The sequence below is a fragment of the Brevundimonas sp. genome (assembly GCF_047617075.1).
Taxonomy (GTDB): Bacteria; Pseudomonadota; Alphaproteobacteria; order Caulobacterales; family Caulobacteraceae; genus Brevundimonas.
This window is the reverse complement of the sequence record NZ_JBLGCI010000003.1, coordinates 265786-279065: the sequence shown is the minus strand read 5'-3', so window position 1 is coordinate 279065 and position 13280 is coordinate 265786. Positions and strand designations below refer to the sequence as shown.

Here is a 13280-nt window from a genome sequence, read left to right as displayed (position 1 = left end):
GGGCGGCGGAAATCACCTTCGCAGGACCCGGCCGATGTTCAGGACTGGGCGCCGGCCTGGGCCACCGCCGCCACCAGCAGGGCGAAGGCCGAGGCTGCGGTCAGGGCGTCCAGGGGCTGGCGCGACACCAGCGGCGCGATGCGCGGGGTGACCAGAATCTGACCCATGCTCCAGTCCGAGAACGACCGCTCAGTGATCGGGTCGAACCCCAGCATGCGGATGTTCTTGTGCCGGGGATCCTTGTGCAGACGGGTCAGCAGTCGCTCGATGTCGGTGCGCGATCCCTCCAGCGCCTGCAGGAACCAGCCGTCATGGGACAGAAGCACGCCGGTCAGTCGGTCCCGGCGGTTGTTCCGCTCCGACACCCCCAGGATTTCCGCCACAGACAGCAGGTTCGACCCCGCATTGCCCACGGCCTGACTGATGTAGATGGCTCGGCAAAGCTGAGTCATCGGTACTCCTGACGCACTGAAACTGGAACTGTGTCGCAATCGCTAGGGGAATATCCTTAACAGAACCCTCGGCGGCTTGATCGCGAAGGCCCAAACCGCCATTTCCATGGCCATGAGCATGAACACCGCGCCCCAGAGCGCCTTTCCCGACTGGCACGGCACCACCATCATCGCGGTGCGCAAGGACGGCCGCACCGTCATCGCCGGCGACGGCCAGGTCTCCATGGGGCCGACCATCGTCAAGGGTGCGGCCCGCAAGGTGCGTGTGCTGGCCGGCGGCAAGGTGCTGGCGGGCTTCGCCGGCGCCACCGCCGACGCCTTCACACTGATCGAGCGGCTGGAAGCCAAGCTGGAGCAGTATCCCGACCAGCTGGCCCGGGCCTGCGTGGACCTGGCCAAGGACTGGCGCACAGACCGCTATCTGCGGCGGCTGGAGGCCATGCTGCTGGTGGCCGACGCCTCGTCCATCTTCACCGTCACTGGCGTGGGCGACGTGCTGGAGCCGGAACACGGCGTGGCCGCCGTGGGCTCGGGCGGCAATTTCGCCCTCGCCGCCGCCCGGGCTCTCAGCGACCACACCGACATGGACGCCGAACAGATCGCCCGCAAAGCCATGGCCATCGCCGCCGACATCTGCGTCTACACCAACGGCAATCTGACGGTTGAGACTCTCTGACGATCCTTCTCCCGTTGGGAGAAGGGGGACCCGCGCACCGGAGCGCGCGAGCGCGAAGGTTCTGGCGCGGGGGATGAGGGTCGCGTGTCAGGCGGCCAGCGCCCGACCCTCACCCTGCGCGCAAAGGAGCGGTCTGCTTCGCATCCCGCTGCGCGCAGCCCTCTCCCATTGGGAGAGGGGCCCTACGTCCCCGGCTGGATGTACGGGATGCGGGCGAAGAATTCCCGCTCGTCGCCGCGCGGATCGTTGGCCATGCGGCTGTCCACGTCGAACAGCATGGTCTCGCGGTTCTCCAGACCATAGGGGGTCCACTGCGGCAGGCCCGCATGGTTCGGATCGCCGCTGCGCGCCAGGGCGATGAAGGCGTCGGCCATGGCGTTCGACACTGTCTGCGCCCCCGGTCCGTGCGCCTGCGACCGCGCTGCGTTGTCGAACGCCAAGGCGATGTCGGCGGTGTGGAAGGCGCCCGTTCGGCCGTTCGGCAGGGTCGCCGGATAGTCCAGTTGATAGACCCATGTCGGCGCGCCCTGCGCCGCCCTTAACTGCGCCTCGATCACCGCTCCGCGCCAGGAGCGGCCCGCCGTGGTGGCGCCGATCAGCACCTGGTCTGGGGTCCAGTCCGGCCTCATGCGGCGATAGCCCGCGATCACCATTTCCGGCGCGATGTCGATGCGCATGACGTCGGGAGTCAGCCGGGCGGGCAGGGTCTCCCACGTCAGGCCCGCATTGGCCGGGTCATTGCCCATGAAGGCCAGGGTCTCCTCGCGGGTATTGCCGATGATCATGGGGATGTGCGCCGACCGGGCCGGGGCGTCGGGATAGAACGGGTGGCGCGTCAGGCTGCGTCCATCCAGCAGCGGGGCGAAATTGATCCGGCCGTATCCCTGCACCGGGTCCGGCGCCGCAGACGCCGCCAGCAGGCGCTCCACCGGCAGGGTCTTGAGCTCTTGGGCGGCGCCGGGCGTCAGGCCAGCGGCCTCGATCATGGCCAGGCCCCGGACGGTTCCGTTCATGGGGCCGCAGGCGGTCACCTGCTGCCCGCTCATGGTCGCCGCCGCATGGAACAGGCCGTCGGCGGCGGGCATGGCCATCAGGGTCGCGATCTTGGCCCCGCCGCCCGACTGGCCGAACAGCATGACCCGGTCCGGATCGCCGCCGAAGGCCGCGATGTTGTCCCGCACCCAATGCAGCGCCAGCACCAAATCCAGCTGGCCCAGATTGCCGGAGTCCTCGAACCCCTCGCCCGCCACCCGGGCGAAGGCGCCGTAGCCGAAGATGTTCAGCCGGTGGTTGACCGTCACCACCACCACGTCGCCGCGCCGGGCCAGCCGCGTTCCATCGTACAGCGGGTCCGAGCCCGACCCGGTCGAATAGCCCCCGCCGTGGATATAGACCATCACCGGCCGTCGGGCGTTGTCCGTGCCCGGCGTCCAGACGTTCAGGAACAGGCAGTCCTCGGACTGGTTCGGCTCGTCGCCCCGCTGGGGACACGCCGCGCCGTAGTCGAACGCCTCCGCAGGGCGGGTCCAGGGGCGGGGCGGTTGCGGTGGTAGAAAACGGCGGTAACCGGTGTCATCGCCGTAACGCAAACCCTTGAACACCGAGACGTCGCTGTCCCTCCGGCCGATGACGGGACCGTGGGTGGTGCGCACGGCGGGCAGGGCGCCCTGGGCGTGGACGCCGGATGGGAAGGCCGCCATGGCGGCGGCGGCGACGCCCGCTCCGGTCAGGCCGCGTCGGGTCAGGGTCATGGGTTTCCTCCGGTCATGGTCACGCGCGGCTCTGGCGTCGGCCGCGTCTTGACGCCACTGTTCGCCCCATGACCGCATCCGTCAATGTCCGTCCGATCAATGTCGCCCTGGTGGGCTACGGCTATGCAGGCCGCGTTTTTCACGCGCCGCTGATCCGCGCCACGCCCGGCCTTAATCTGCACACCGTGGTTTCCAGTCGGCCCGAGGCCGTCCATGCCGACCTGCCGGACGTGCGCGTGGTCCCGGATGTGGAGGCGGTGATCGCGGACCGGTCGCTGGGCGTCATGGTCATCGCCACGCCCAACCATCTGCACGCCTCCCTGACCCGCCGCGCCATCGAGGCGGACATGGCGGTGGTGGTGGACAAGCCCTTCACCCTGACCTTCGACGAGGCGTGGGACCTTCAGGACCTGATCCGGGAGAGGGGCGGCTTCATCACCGTGTTTCACAATCGGGCCTGGGACGCGGACTATCTGACCATCCGGCAGTTGATCCGTGAGAAGCGTCTGGGCCGCATCACCCGCTTCGAGAGCCACTTCAGCCGGTTCCGGCCGCAGGTGCGGGACCGCTGGCGCGAACGGCCGGGGCCGGGGGCGGGAATCTGGTACGATCTGGGCCCCCATCTGGTGCAACAGGCCCTGAACTTCATGGGCCGGCCCATCGCCCTGACCGCCGACATCGCCACGGTGCGTCCCGGCGGCGGCGCCGACGACTGGTTTCATGTGGTCATGCGCTTCGAGGGCGAGAGGCGCGCCATCCTGCATGCCGACATGACCTCCACCAGCGACCTGCGCTTCGTGGTGGAGAGCGACACGGGGGGCTTCGTCAAACACGGTCTGGATCCGCAGGAGGACGCGCTGAAGGCCGGCGTCGTTCCCGGCTCGCCCGGCTGGGGCGTCGATCCACGTCCCGGCGTGCTGACCACCATCGACGAGCAGGGCCGCCGTGTTGAGGAGATTGTCCAGGGACCGCCCGGCGACTATCTGGCGCTGTATCGCGGCGTGCAGGAGACCTGGCTCGGCTATTGCGACTCCATCCCGGAATACATGCGGCCGGTGCCCCTCTATCAGGCCGTGGAGGTGATGGACGTGATCGAGACGGGGCTGATCAGCGCGCGCGAGCGCCGCGAAGTGGTTCTGGAGGATTGATCCCATGTCCGACGCCGTCGTCTCCGAAGTGGTCGTCGCGCCGTTCGAGCCGCGTCACGCCCCGGCCTGGACCGCCCTGAACGAGGCGTGGATCGCCCGGCTGTTCGTCATCGAGCCCAAGGACCGCCTCGTGCTGGACGATCCTGTCGGCCAGATTCTCGATCCGGGCGGCCACATCCTGATGGCCGAGATCGACGGGCGGCCGGTGGGCTGCTGCGCCCTGATCGCCATGGCCGACGGCGGCTATGAGCTGGCCAAGATGGCGGTGGACGAGACCGTGCGCGGGCGCGGCATCGGCAAGCGCCTGATGACCGCCGCCGTCGAACTGGCGCGCGATCTGAACGCGCCGCGCCTGTACATCGAGACCAACTCGTCCCTGAAAAACGCCATCGGTCTTTATGAGGCGCACGGCTTTCGCCACATGGCCGCCCAGCCCACCGCATACGCCCGCTGCGATGTGTGGATGGAGCTGACGCTTCAGGGCTGAGCGATGTCGTGGTGGGGGCGCACGCCGCCGTCCAGCAGCGCTGCCCAGACCGCCTCGGCGTCGTCCGCAAAGCGGAACAGCTCCAGATCCTTCGGCGAAATGGTGCCGTGCTCGACCAGGGTGTCGAAGCCGATCACCGCGCGCCAATAGGCCTCGTCGAACAGCACGATGGGGATGGGCGGCGCCTTGCCGGTCTGGCGCAGGGTCAGCAGCTCGAACATCTCGTCCAGGGTGCCGAACCCGCCGGGGAACACCACCAGCGCATTGGCCCGCATGGCCAGGTGCATCTTGCGCATGGCGAAATAGTGGAAGCGGAACGTCAGGTCCGGCGTGGTCCAGGGGTTCGGCTCCTGCTCATGGGGCAGGGTGATGTTGAAGCCGATGGAGAGCGCGCCCGCCTCGATGGCTCCGCGATTGGCCGCCTCCATGACGCCCGGGCCGCCGCCGGTGGCGATGACGTTGTCGCGCACGCCCCCCGCGTCGCACAGGGCGCCGCCGCGCTCCGACGCGATGCGCCCGAACAGCCGCGCCTGCTCGTACCAGTGGCCGTGGCGCCCATCGCCGTTCTCGCCGAAGCGGGCGCTGCCGAACACCACGATGGTGGAGCGCACGCCCCACGCCCGCAGATGCTCCTCGGCCTTGGCGTACTCCAGCTGGAACCGCACCCCGCGCATGGAATCGCCCAGCATGAAATCCTGATCCAGCGCCGCCAGGCGATAGGCGGGCGCGGCCATCTGCTCGGCGTTGGAGCGGCCGTGGGAAACAGGAGCGTCTTGATCGGTCATGGACGCAAACTAGCAGGCGGCGGGGGGCTTGCTAGTCCGATGCTTCCACCCGCCACGAGAAGCGGCTCACCGAAACGTTCCCGGGCGCGACCGGCACGGCGGCCGAACGGACCCTTCCTGAACCAGCCTCCTCGAGCAGCGCCAGCAGCGGCGACGTCGTTTCGTCCGAACGCGTCGGATCCGTCCGCCCGTCATCGCCAAGGCGGCCGACTCCCGGCTGGGCCAGGCGGGCGAAGCTGGCCGGGGCCCCGCCCTGACGGTCCGCCAGCACGGCGATCACGGCCATTTCCTCGCGTGGAATGCGAAGTTGGTCGGCGGCGTCCAGTTGCACGGCCGTCATGCGGGCGCGGCCCGGCTCGAAACGCACAGCGGGGCGCCCATCCATCCACGGCAGGGCCCAGATGGTCCCGTCCGGCGACAGGGACAGGGGCGTCACGTCAACGGTGGTCTGGCCGGTGTTGACGATGCGGGCGAAAATCACGTCGCAGGGCTGCAGCACCGGCGGCTGGGCTGCGTCCAGACCCAGGGCGGCGAAGGGCACGGCGTCGGCCGGCGGGGTGTCGGTCAGGCCCCGGTGGCCGGGATGATAGGGCGGGCAGCGTCCCCGGCCCACATGTTCCGGTCGCCAAAGGTAGAGTTCGGTGGTCAGCCCGGCGGTGTCCGCCTCTGCGCCTTGATCCAGCGTGGCCAGAAGAGTCCGCACCCGCCACGCCCTGGCCGCGCGCTGCACGGCCTCTGCGATCGCCTGACGGCGACGGGGACCACCCTGATCCAGACGCAGTCGGTAAAATGCCGTCATGTCGATTTCGCCCAACTGGGCTTCGGCGGCAAAGGGGTCCGGGCTTTCCGAGAGGATGATGACCCGGCTCTGGTCGTGCAGATAAAGATGGGCGTCGTCTTCCGGGCCGACCGCCTCCACGCCGATATCGTCGGCGATACTGGCCAGAATGCCGTCAACCGGATGACGGCGCGGGAACGAGGGGACCGCCGCCACGCGGAAGGTCAGCGGCGCGCCCCGCTCCACCACCCGCACGGTCCAAAGGCGTTCGTCGGTATAGGGGCGTCCTTCTGGGGTGCGCAGATCGGCCCAGTCGGCGATCGTCGCCTCCGGGCCGTTGGCGGGCGTGAGACGGGCCCGCGCCGGACCCGTGTCCGCCACCCGGCCGTACAGCACCACCCGTTCGCGGCCGTCACGGGTCTCCGACAGGGCCACCAGACTGTTGTCCGTCAAACCATGCAAGGCGCCGGCGTTGAGCATCAGCCCGTCCAGCGACGCCCGCCCGTCCCTGACGCGCAGGGCAGGCTTCAGCACGGTCCACAGCGGGGTCTCACCGGCGGCGCGCCCGAGAACCGGCTGATCCAGCTGGCCCTCGAACTGGGCCGGCGCATCCAGCCGCACGGCCCGGTCGCGCACATCGTGTTCGATCAGGCTGGCCTGCACCCGCGCGGCCACGTCGGCCCAGGTGGCGGCGGTCGGGTCGGACAGGGCCGCGGCCATGTAAACGCTGAGCAGGCCGTGGGGCGCCCGCGCCGACGGATCGGCCCAGATAGGCGCGAGGCCCTGCATGGCCCGGTCACCCGCCGGCGCCGCGAAAAAGGCGGCGTAGGACCCGATGCGGCGCTGGCCGACGGGGTCGGGTTCGCTCACATCCAGTCTCGGGGCCGGGCGCGCGCCGCTGAAGTCGGGCCGCCCCCGCGTGGCGTCCCCTGCGTGGCAGAAGTCGCCGATGAAAACCACATCCACGCCCAGGCCACGCAGCCGGTCGATGTAGCGACCGATCTCGTTGTCGGTCAGCACGCCGGCGAGGGGATCCAGCCGCACCCGGTCATAGGTCTCGCCGATGATGCCGTAGCCCTGCGGCAGAAAGACCTCGTCCAGACCGCTGAGCTCCGAGCCGCTGATGGCCTCCCGCTGGCGCCAGCCGTGACCGGCCAGATGGATCACCGCCTGATCGCCCGGTCGCGCCTCATCGATCATGGCGTCCAGTGCGACGCGGATGGCCGCCAGGTCCGGCGTCGCCGTGGGACTCAGCCCGTGGCGCGATGCATAGGCGGACGGCGCGGCGCTGGTCAGCAAGGCGATGTCGTGCGGCGCGGCGCCCCGGTCGATCAGCGCGTCGGCCATCAGCAGGGCGTCGTTGCGCGGCCCGGACAGGTCGCCCAGCCCCAGCGGATCATCGCCATAGTCGGACACCCCCACCAGCACCGCCAGGATGCGCGGCGGCGTCGGCTCGGGTGTGGCCGCCATGGCCGACAGTCCCTTCACCGCGCCCATGAAAAGCAGAATCACGACCAGCAACCGCGCGAACCGCCAGGACAGGATTCCGCTGCGTCCGCCCATGGCCGTCAGCCCGGCTCGCCCACGAGGGTGAACGGCGCCCAGTAGGCCGGATGGGCCCATCGGGGATTGTCACGCACGGCCCGCATGCCCTCCCGCAGCGCGCGGGCCCGCTCGCCGATATCGGCGTCGTCCAGCGCCGCGAAGGTGCGGGTCATCAGCTCGGTGGTGGCAGCGTCGGACACCTCCCAGTGGGACACCACCAGCGATCGCGCCCCCGCATAGAAGAAGGCTCGCGCCAGACCCGACAGGCCCTCACCGCCCGGCTGGCCGTCCGATGCGGCGGTGTTGCAGGCCGACAGCACCACGAAATCGGCCGTGAGGCGCAGCTCGGCGGCCTCGGAGGCGCTGAGATAACCGTCGTCCTCGGCCGTACCGACGGCGGGCGGGGTCAGAACCAGCCCCGGCTCGGCCTGATCCGACCCGGCCAGCAGGCCGTGGGTGGAAAAGACGACAAAGCGGGCGCGGGACAGGGCCTCACGGTCCGTCTGACGCACGGCGGTCTCGGTGGCGGCTTCGCCCATGCGCACCAGACTGCGGGGATAGCGGGACTGCAGCGCCTCCAGTTCTGCCTGCGAGCCGGGCAGGGCGGGCAGGGCGCGCAGGCGCTCCACGTCGGCCAGCGGACCGTCGCTCATCAGATCGCCGGCCGGGGGCGCCCCGCGGGCGGCGCCCACCGCGCCGCCCGACAGGATCGGCGCCCCGAAGGCGGCCAGCTCGATGCGTTCGCCCGTCTGCGCCTGAGGGCGCGCGGCGCCGGCCGGCAGCGGCGGACAGCCGGCGCTGCGCAGGGCCGGGTCGGACACCAGATGACAGCGCAGCGCCGTCAGGCTGGACACCGACGGCAGGGCCGCCAGGGCGTAGCGGTCGATCAGCCACGGCGTGGCGGCCAGGGCGGCGGCGGAATCGTCGGCTCCATCCGGCGCCTCTGTGGGCAGCAGCGCCAGCGGCAGGGCCGACAGGTCGCCCGAGGTCACGGTGATCAGCGTCGAGCGCCCCTCGAATACGGCCTCCACCGGCGCGATCAGTTTCTGGTAGAGGCGGTGCGCCTCGGCCCGGTCGAACGCCGTGTCGGTCTGGTCCTGCAACAGGGACGGATCGATATAGGGCTGGCCCCGCGCCGCGGTGGTGGTCAGCGACGCGCGCAGGCGCGCCACGGCGGCGGCCATCTCGTCCTGCCCCAGGCTTTCCGAGCGCGCCCATTCGACCCGGTCGCGGCTGAGGGCCCAGACATAGGCGGCCTCGGGGTTCACCAGCACCAGCAGCAGGCCCTCGTCCTCCCGCAGCAGACCTTGCGCTTCCGAGACGCTCAGCGCCTGCGGGCTGGTCAGGTCGGCGTAGGCGGGAAAGCGTTGCTCGATCTCCTCATCCACGGCGCGAAGCCGTTCCAGCACGGCGTCATATTCCGTCCGCGCGGTCTCGCGCCGGGCGCGTGATGACTCGTCATCCAGGGCGTAGAGCCGCTCGATTTCGTGCTCCAGCCGGTCGCGGCGGGTGATCAGGCCCTCCCGGTCCTCGGCCAGACGGCCGATGGCGTCGTCGCCCTGGGCGAAGCGGGCGGAAACCTTGGCCAGGGCGTCGGCGGCGTCCGAGGCGATGGCCCACTGGGCCGCCTCGAACGCTTCGGCGCGCAGGCTTTCATAGGTATCCTCGTCGGTGCGCGCCGAGCCGCCCGTGGCCACGCCCAGCATCAGCACAGCGCCCATCGCCGCCGCCCGCGCCCAGCCCCTTATGCCTTGTCCGGTCATTGCGACGCCCCCGTCAGTTGCTCAGGATGCGGACGCGGGTCCACACCGCGCCGCGATTGATGATCTCGACACGCAGCCGCTGGTCCTCGCCGGGCGTCAGGGTGCAGACCGGAAAGTGATCGTAGGCGCCGTCCTCGCACAGCACACGGCCATCGGCGCCGCGCACCACCATGTCGATGTCCGTATCGCCGTCGCCGATGGCTGCCACACGCAGGATTTCGCCGCCTTTGGCGTCAGCCTCGAACCAGTAGGTCTGGCGCGCCTGAACGTCCCTGCGGGCCAGAATCGGACCCTGTCCAAACGGGGAGTTGGCCACCCCTCGCGCCGCCGCCGCCCGAACGGCCTCGATCTCGGCCAGGGTCTGACCGTCGCCCCGCGCCAGAGTCTCGGCTTCGTCCAGCAGGCCGGCCACGGTGAAAGCAGGCGCGTCCGACGGGGTGCCCGGCGCCGCCGCGGCGCCGGGCTCAGCTGCGAAATCCGCGGACCGGAAGGGAATCTCGGCCAGCATGCGCGCGGCTAGGATCAGCGCCTGGGCGTCCGCCGCCTTGCGGCCCCAGGCGGCGAGCCGCGCGGCCGTCACGGCCTGATGGATGGCCGCCGCCTCGACACCCGGCGACGCCGCCTCCACCGCACGGGCCTGAGGGTTGTCGGCCCCGGCTGCTCCCGGCGACAGCACCGCGAGCGCGGTGACAATCGCCAGCAGCGGGCGCGTCGTCTGGCGTGATGGTCTCAGCTCTTCGAACACATGATCCCCCGACCGATGGCTCACTCGCCGAACCGGACTCGATCAGAAATTTGGCCGGGGGTCGAATCCGAAAAGCCCGACCGCCCACAAGCCATCATCCTTGGCGCGGGGGCTCCGGTGGGGCCACTGATCGAATATGACGGAGGCGGTCAGCCTATTGGGCCGCAGCAGCCAGGATGCGGCCGTCGTCTCGGGCCTGAACCAGCACGGCCATGCCCAGATCACCGACCGGCGCCTCGGGCAGGTCCAGCAGGATCGGCCGTCCCCGCCATTCGCCCAGATTGACGATCTCGCGCACAACATTGGCGTGGCGCACCTCAAGGCCCCGGTTCTCGCCTTCGCCCACCTCGACGATCAGGGGGCCATGCTGGTAGCGCACCAGCCAGACGTCCGCCCCGCCTTCGGGCGCACGACCGGACCCGACACCCACCCGGTCGCCGGTTTCGCGGAACTCCACCTCGGGCATCCAGATGCGGCGCTCGGCCTCTTCATCCACGGCCAACTGGATGTCCTGACTGCGGGCCCCGGGCATCTGGCGGGCGCCGTCGATGATGACCTGGGGCGTATAGACGTCGCGCAGCCTAAGCCGCTCCTGATAGGCGCGCTGACGCTCGGCGAAGGCCGGCCGGGCGAAGGTGTCGGGCCAACCCAGATAGTCCCAGTAATCCACCGCATAGGTCAGGGCGATCACGCCGGGCCGGTCCGCCAGCCCCTCCAGCAGCGCGTTGGCCTCCGGACAGCCGGAGCAGCCCTGGGCGGTGAAAAGCTCCACCACCACGGGCTCCACAGGCGTCCCGGCGCGCGACCCCGACCCGGCGGAGGCCGTTTGCGCGCCTGCGGACGCCGCGCCGATCAAGACGGCCGCAGCTGCGCCGCCCGATATCACATCCCGGATGCCCTTCATGGCGCGCACCCTAGTCCAGGCGTCCGGAAACGGGACTCAACTTGGCGTGAACCCGTTCCCGTGCGCGTGATCGGACGCAGCGGTCAGTCGTCCATCAGCTGCTGGGCGAAATAGACATAGTGCCGGGCCCAGCGCCGCGCGTTGGCGGCCGGGTCGGCGTCATAGCTGTGCCCGCCCGAGGTGTCCTCGAAATAGAGGTGGTCGTGGCCCTGGGCCTCCAGCCGCGCGGCGAATTTGCGCGCGTGGCCCGGGTGCACCCGGTCGTCCAGGGTGTTGGTGGTGATGTAGACCACCGGATAGTCCACCTCGGGACGCAGCTGCTGATAGGCCGAGTATTCCGCGATCCAGGCGGCTTCCTCCGGGATGCGGGGGTCGCCGTACTCGCCGATCCATGAGGCGCCGGCGGGCATCTCGTGATAGCGTAGCATGTCGATCAGGGGGCTTTCGATCACCGCCGCGTCGAACAGGTCCGGGTTCTGGGTCACGGCCACCGAGGTCAGCACCCCGCCGTTGGACCGGCCATAGATGCCCAGATGATCGGGCGAGGTGACGCCCCGGTCGATCAGGTCCCTGGCCACCGACGCGAAATCGTCGAAGGCGCGCTGGCGGTTCTCGTTCAGGGCCGCCTGGTGCCAGCCCGGGCCGAACTCGCCGCCGCCGCGGATGTTGGCCACCACATAGCTGCCGCCCTCCTCCAGCCACAGCTTGCCCAGCTGGCCCGCATAGCCGGGCAGCATGGGGATGTTGAAACCGCCGTAGCCGAACATGATGGTCGGGGCGGAGCCGTCATTGGCCTGATCGCGCGGGCGCACCAGGAAGTAGGGGATCTCGGTCCCGTCGGTGGAGGCGACCGAGTGCTGCTCCACCACATGGGTCGAGGCGTCGAAGCGGGCCGGGCTCTCGCGCAGGATTTCCGACCGCGCGCTCGCCACATCCGCTTGGGACAGGGTCGAGGGGGTCAGGAAACCCTGGACGTAATAGAACATGTCCTCATGGGCGCGGCTGGCGTCCACCAGGCTGACGGACACATTGTCGGGCGTGGGCAGGGCGGTCTGGGTCCACCCGCCGTCGCGCGGTGCGAAGCGGATCAGCCCGCCGGAGACGTTGTCCAGCACGCTGGCCACCACATGGCCGTTGGTGATGGCCACGCCGTTGACCGACTGGCGGTCGCTCGGCGCGAAGATCACCGGCGAGGCGGGCAGCGCCGGGGCTGCATCGGCGCGCAGGGCGGCCAGCGGAATGGCCGCCAGATCGCCGGTCTCGATATCATGGCCGCCGAAGGTCCAGTCTTCCTCGGCCGTCAGGATCAGCCGGTCGCCCATGGTCCCGTGAATGTCCACCTTGGACGGCAGGTTCAGGCGCACAGCCTGGCCGTTCACCACTTGCCAGCGCTCGGCGTTGAAGGTGTCCAGCGGGCGGGTGATGATCACCGCCTCAACCTGACCTTCGGGTCCGCGATAGACCGAGGGGCTGACGCCATAGCCGCCGTCACCCTGCTCGCCGCGATAGATCTCCGTCGCCTGATCCAGCGACTGGCCGCGCGACAAGGCGCGCACGATGTAGGGATAGCCGCTCTCGGTCAGGGTGCCGTCGCCGAAGTCGGTGGCCACCAGCAGGGTGTCGGCGTCCAGCCAGGTCACCCGGTGCTTGCCCTCGGGCAGGCGGAAGCCACCCTCCACGAACTGGCCGGTCTGCGTATCGAACTCACGGACCTCCACCGCGTCCTGACCGCCGTTGGACAGGTTCACCAGGCAATAGCGCTCGTCGGGCGCCAGGCATCCGGCGCCCTTCCAGACCCAGTCACGGCCCTCGGCCCGGGCCAGGGCGTCGATGTCCAGAATGGTCTCCCATTCGGTGTTGCCCGAGGCGTAGGATTCGCGCGTCGTGCGCCGCCAAATGCCCTTGGGATGCTGGTCGTCCTGCCAGAAATTGACCAGGCCGCCGCTCTGGAATTGCGGTGTGGGAATCCGGTCCTGGGCGGACAGGATGGCGTAGGCCTCGCGCCGGAAGGTCTCGTAGCGCGGGTCGCCCTCCAGCCGCGACAGGGCGCGGGTGTTGGACTGCTCCACGAACGCCAGCGCCCGCTCACCCTGAACCTCCTCCAGCCAAATGAACTCGTCGGCGGAGGCCACCGATTCCGGCGACAGGTCGGCGGGCAGGTGCGGCGGACGCTCCTGGGCGCCAGCTGTGGCGCAGGCGCCCAGCATCAGCGCCGAGGCGGCGGCGGACAGGATCAGTCGGTTCAT

At 70.1% G+C, this 13280-nt stretch carries 11 protein-coding genes; 3 read left to right on the top strand and 8 right to left on the bottom strand.

Going from position 1 to position 13280, the window contains the following annotated elements; all coding sequences use genetic code 11:
* Nucleotides 1–38: 38 nt before the first annotated feature.
* Nucleotides 39–452 carry a BLUF domain-containing protein gene (locus ACI8U3_RS04900; RefSeq protein WP_415013745.1) on the bottom strand — a complete coding sequence of 138 codons (414 nt, stop codon included), beginning with the start codon at nucleotides 450–452 and terminating at the stop codon, nucleotides 39–41.
* 118 nt (nucleotides 453–570) lie between these two features.
* Between ACI8U3_RS04900 and hslV the strand changes: the two genes are divergently transcribed.
* Nucleotides 571–1128: an ATP-dependent protease subunit HslV gene (hslV, locus tag ACI8U3_RS04895; protein ID WP_415013783.1), complete on the top strand. Its 558-nt coding sequence runs from the start codon at nucleotides 571–573 to the stop codon at nucleotides 1126–1128.
* A gap of 182 nt (nucleotides 1129–1310) precedes the next feature.
* On the opposite strand, the gene ACI8U3_RS04890 is transcribed toward hslV, so the two are convergent.
* Entirely contained in the window at nucleotides 1311–2879 is a 1569-nt protein-coding gene (locus tag ACI8U3_RS04890; protein WP_415013744.1) for a carboxylesterase/lipase family protein, read from the bottom strand.
* Between the two features lie 68 nt (nucleotides 2880–2947).
* Here ACI8U3_RS04890 and ACI8U3_RS04885 point away from each other — a divergent pair, with 68 nt between their 5' ends.
* Both ACI8U3_RS04885 and ACI8U3_RS04880 read left to right on the top strand, forming a co-directional pair.
* Entirely contained in the window at nucleotides 2948–4027 is a 1080-nt protein-coding gene (locus ACI8U3_RS04885; RefSeq protein WP_415013743.1) for an oxidoreductase, read from the top strand.
* A 4-nt stretch (nucleotides 4028–4031) separates the two neighbouring features.
* Nucleotides 4032–4514 (top strand): GNAT family N-acetyltransferase, encoded by a 483-nt coding sequence (locus tag ACI8U3_RS04880; protein ID WP_415013742.1) that lies wholly within the window; start codon nucleotides 4032–4034, stop codon nucleotides 4512–4514.
* Here ACI8U3_RS04880 and ACI8U3_RS04875 read toward each other — a convergent pair.
* From ACI8U3_RS04875 to ACI8U3_RS04850, 6 genes are all read right to left on the bottom strand, one after another.
* Nucleotides 4505–5299 carry a TIGR00730 family Rossman fold protein gene (locus ACI8U3_RS04875; RefSeq protein ID WP_415013741.1) on the bottom strand — a complete coding sequence of 265 codons (795 nt, stop codon included), beginning with the start codon at nucleotides 5297–5299 and terminating at the stop codon, nucleotides 4505–4507. The two genes, ACI8U3_RS04880 and ACI8U3_RS04875, sit on opposite strands and share 10 nt — an antisense overlap.
* A gap of 31 nt (nucleotides 5300–5330) precedes the next feature.
* The gene (locus ACI8U3_RS04870; protein ID WP_415013740.1) at nucleotides 5331–7640 is read right to left on the bottom strand and encodes a caspase family protein; all 2310 of its coding nucleotides are present in this window, start codon (nucleotides 7638–7640) and stop codon (nucleotides 5331–5333) included.
* A 5-nt stretch (nucleotides 7641–7645) separates the two neighbouring features.
* Nucleotides 7646–9385, bottom strand: coding sequence for a CHAT domain-containing protein (locus ACI8U3_RS04865; RefSeq protein WP_415013739.1), 1740 nt, complete (start codon nucleotides 9383–9385; stop codon nucleotides 7646–7648).
* A 13-nt stretch (nucleotides 9386–9398) separates the two neighbouring features.
* Nucleotides 9399–10154 carry a hypothetical protein gene (locus ACI8U3_RS04860; RefSeq protein ID WP_415013738.1) on the bottom strand — a complete coding sequence of 252 codons (756 nt, stop codon included), beginning with the start codon at nucleotides 10152–10154 and terminating at the stop codon, nucleotides 9399–9401.
* A gap of 130 nt (nucleotides 10155–10284) precedes the next feature.
* Complete coding sequence (locus tag ACI8U3_RS04855; protein WP_415013737.1) at nucleotides 10285–11034, bottom strand: DUF1223 domain-containing protein; 750 nt, start codon at nucleotides 11032–11034, stop codon at nucleotides 10285–10287.
* Nucleotides 11035–11117: 83 nt separating this feature from the next.
* Nucleotides 11118–13280 (bottom strand): prolyl oligopeptidase family serine peptidase, encoded by a 2163-nt coding sequence (locus tag ACI8U3_RS04850; protein WP_415013736.1) that lies wholly within the window; start codon nucleotides 13278–13280, stop codon nucleotides 11118–11120.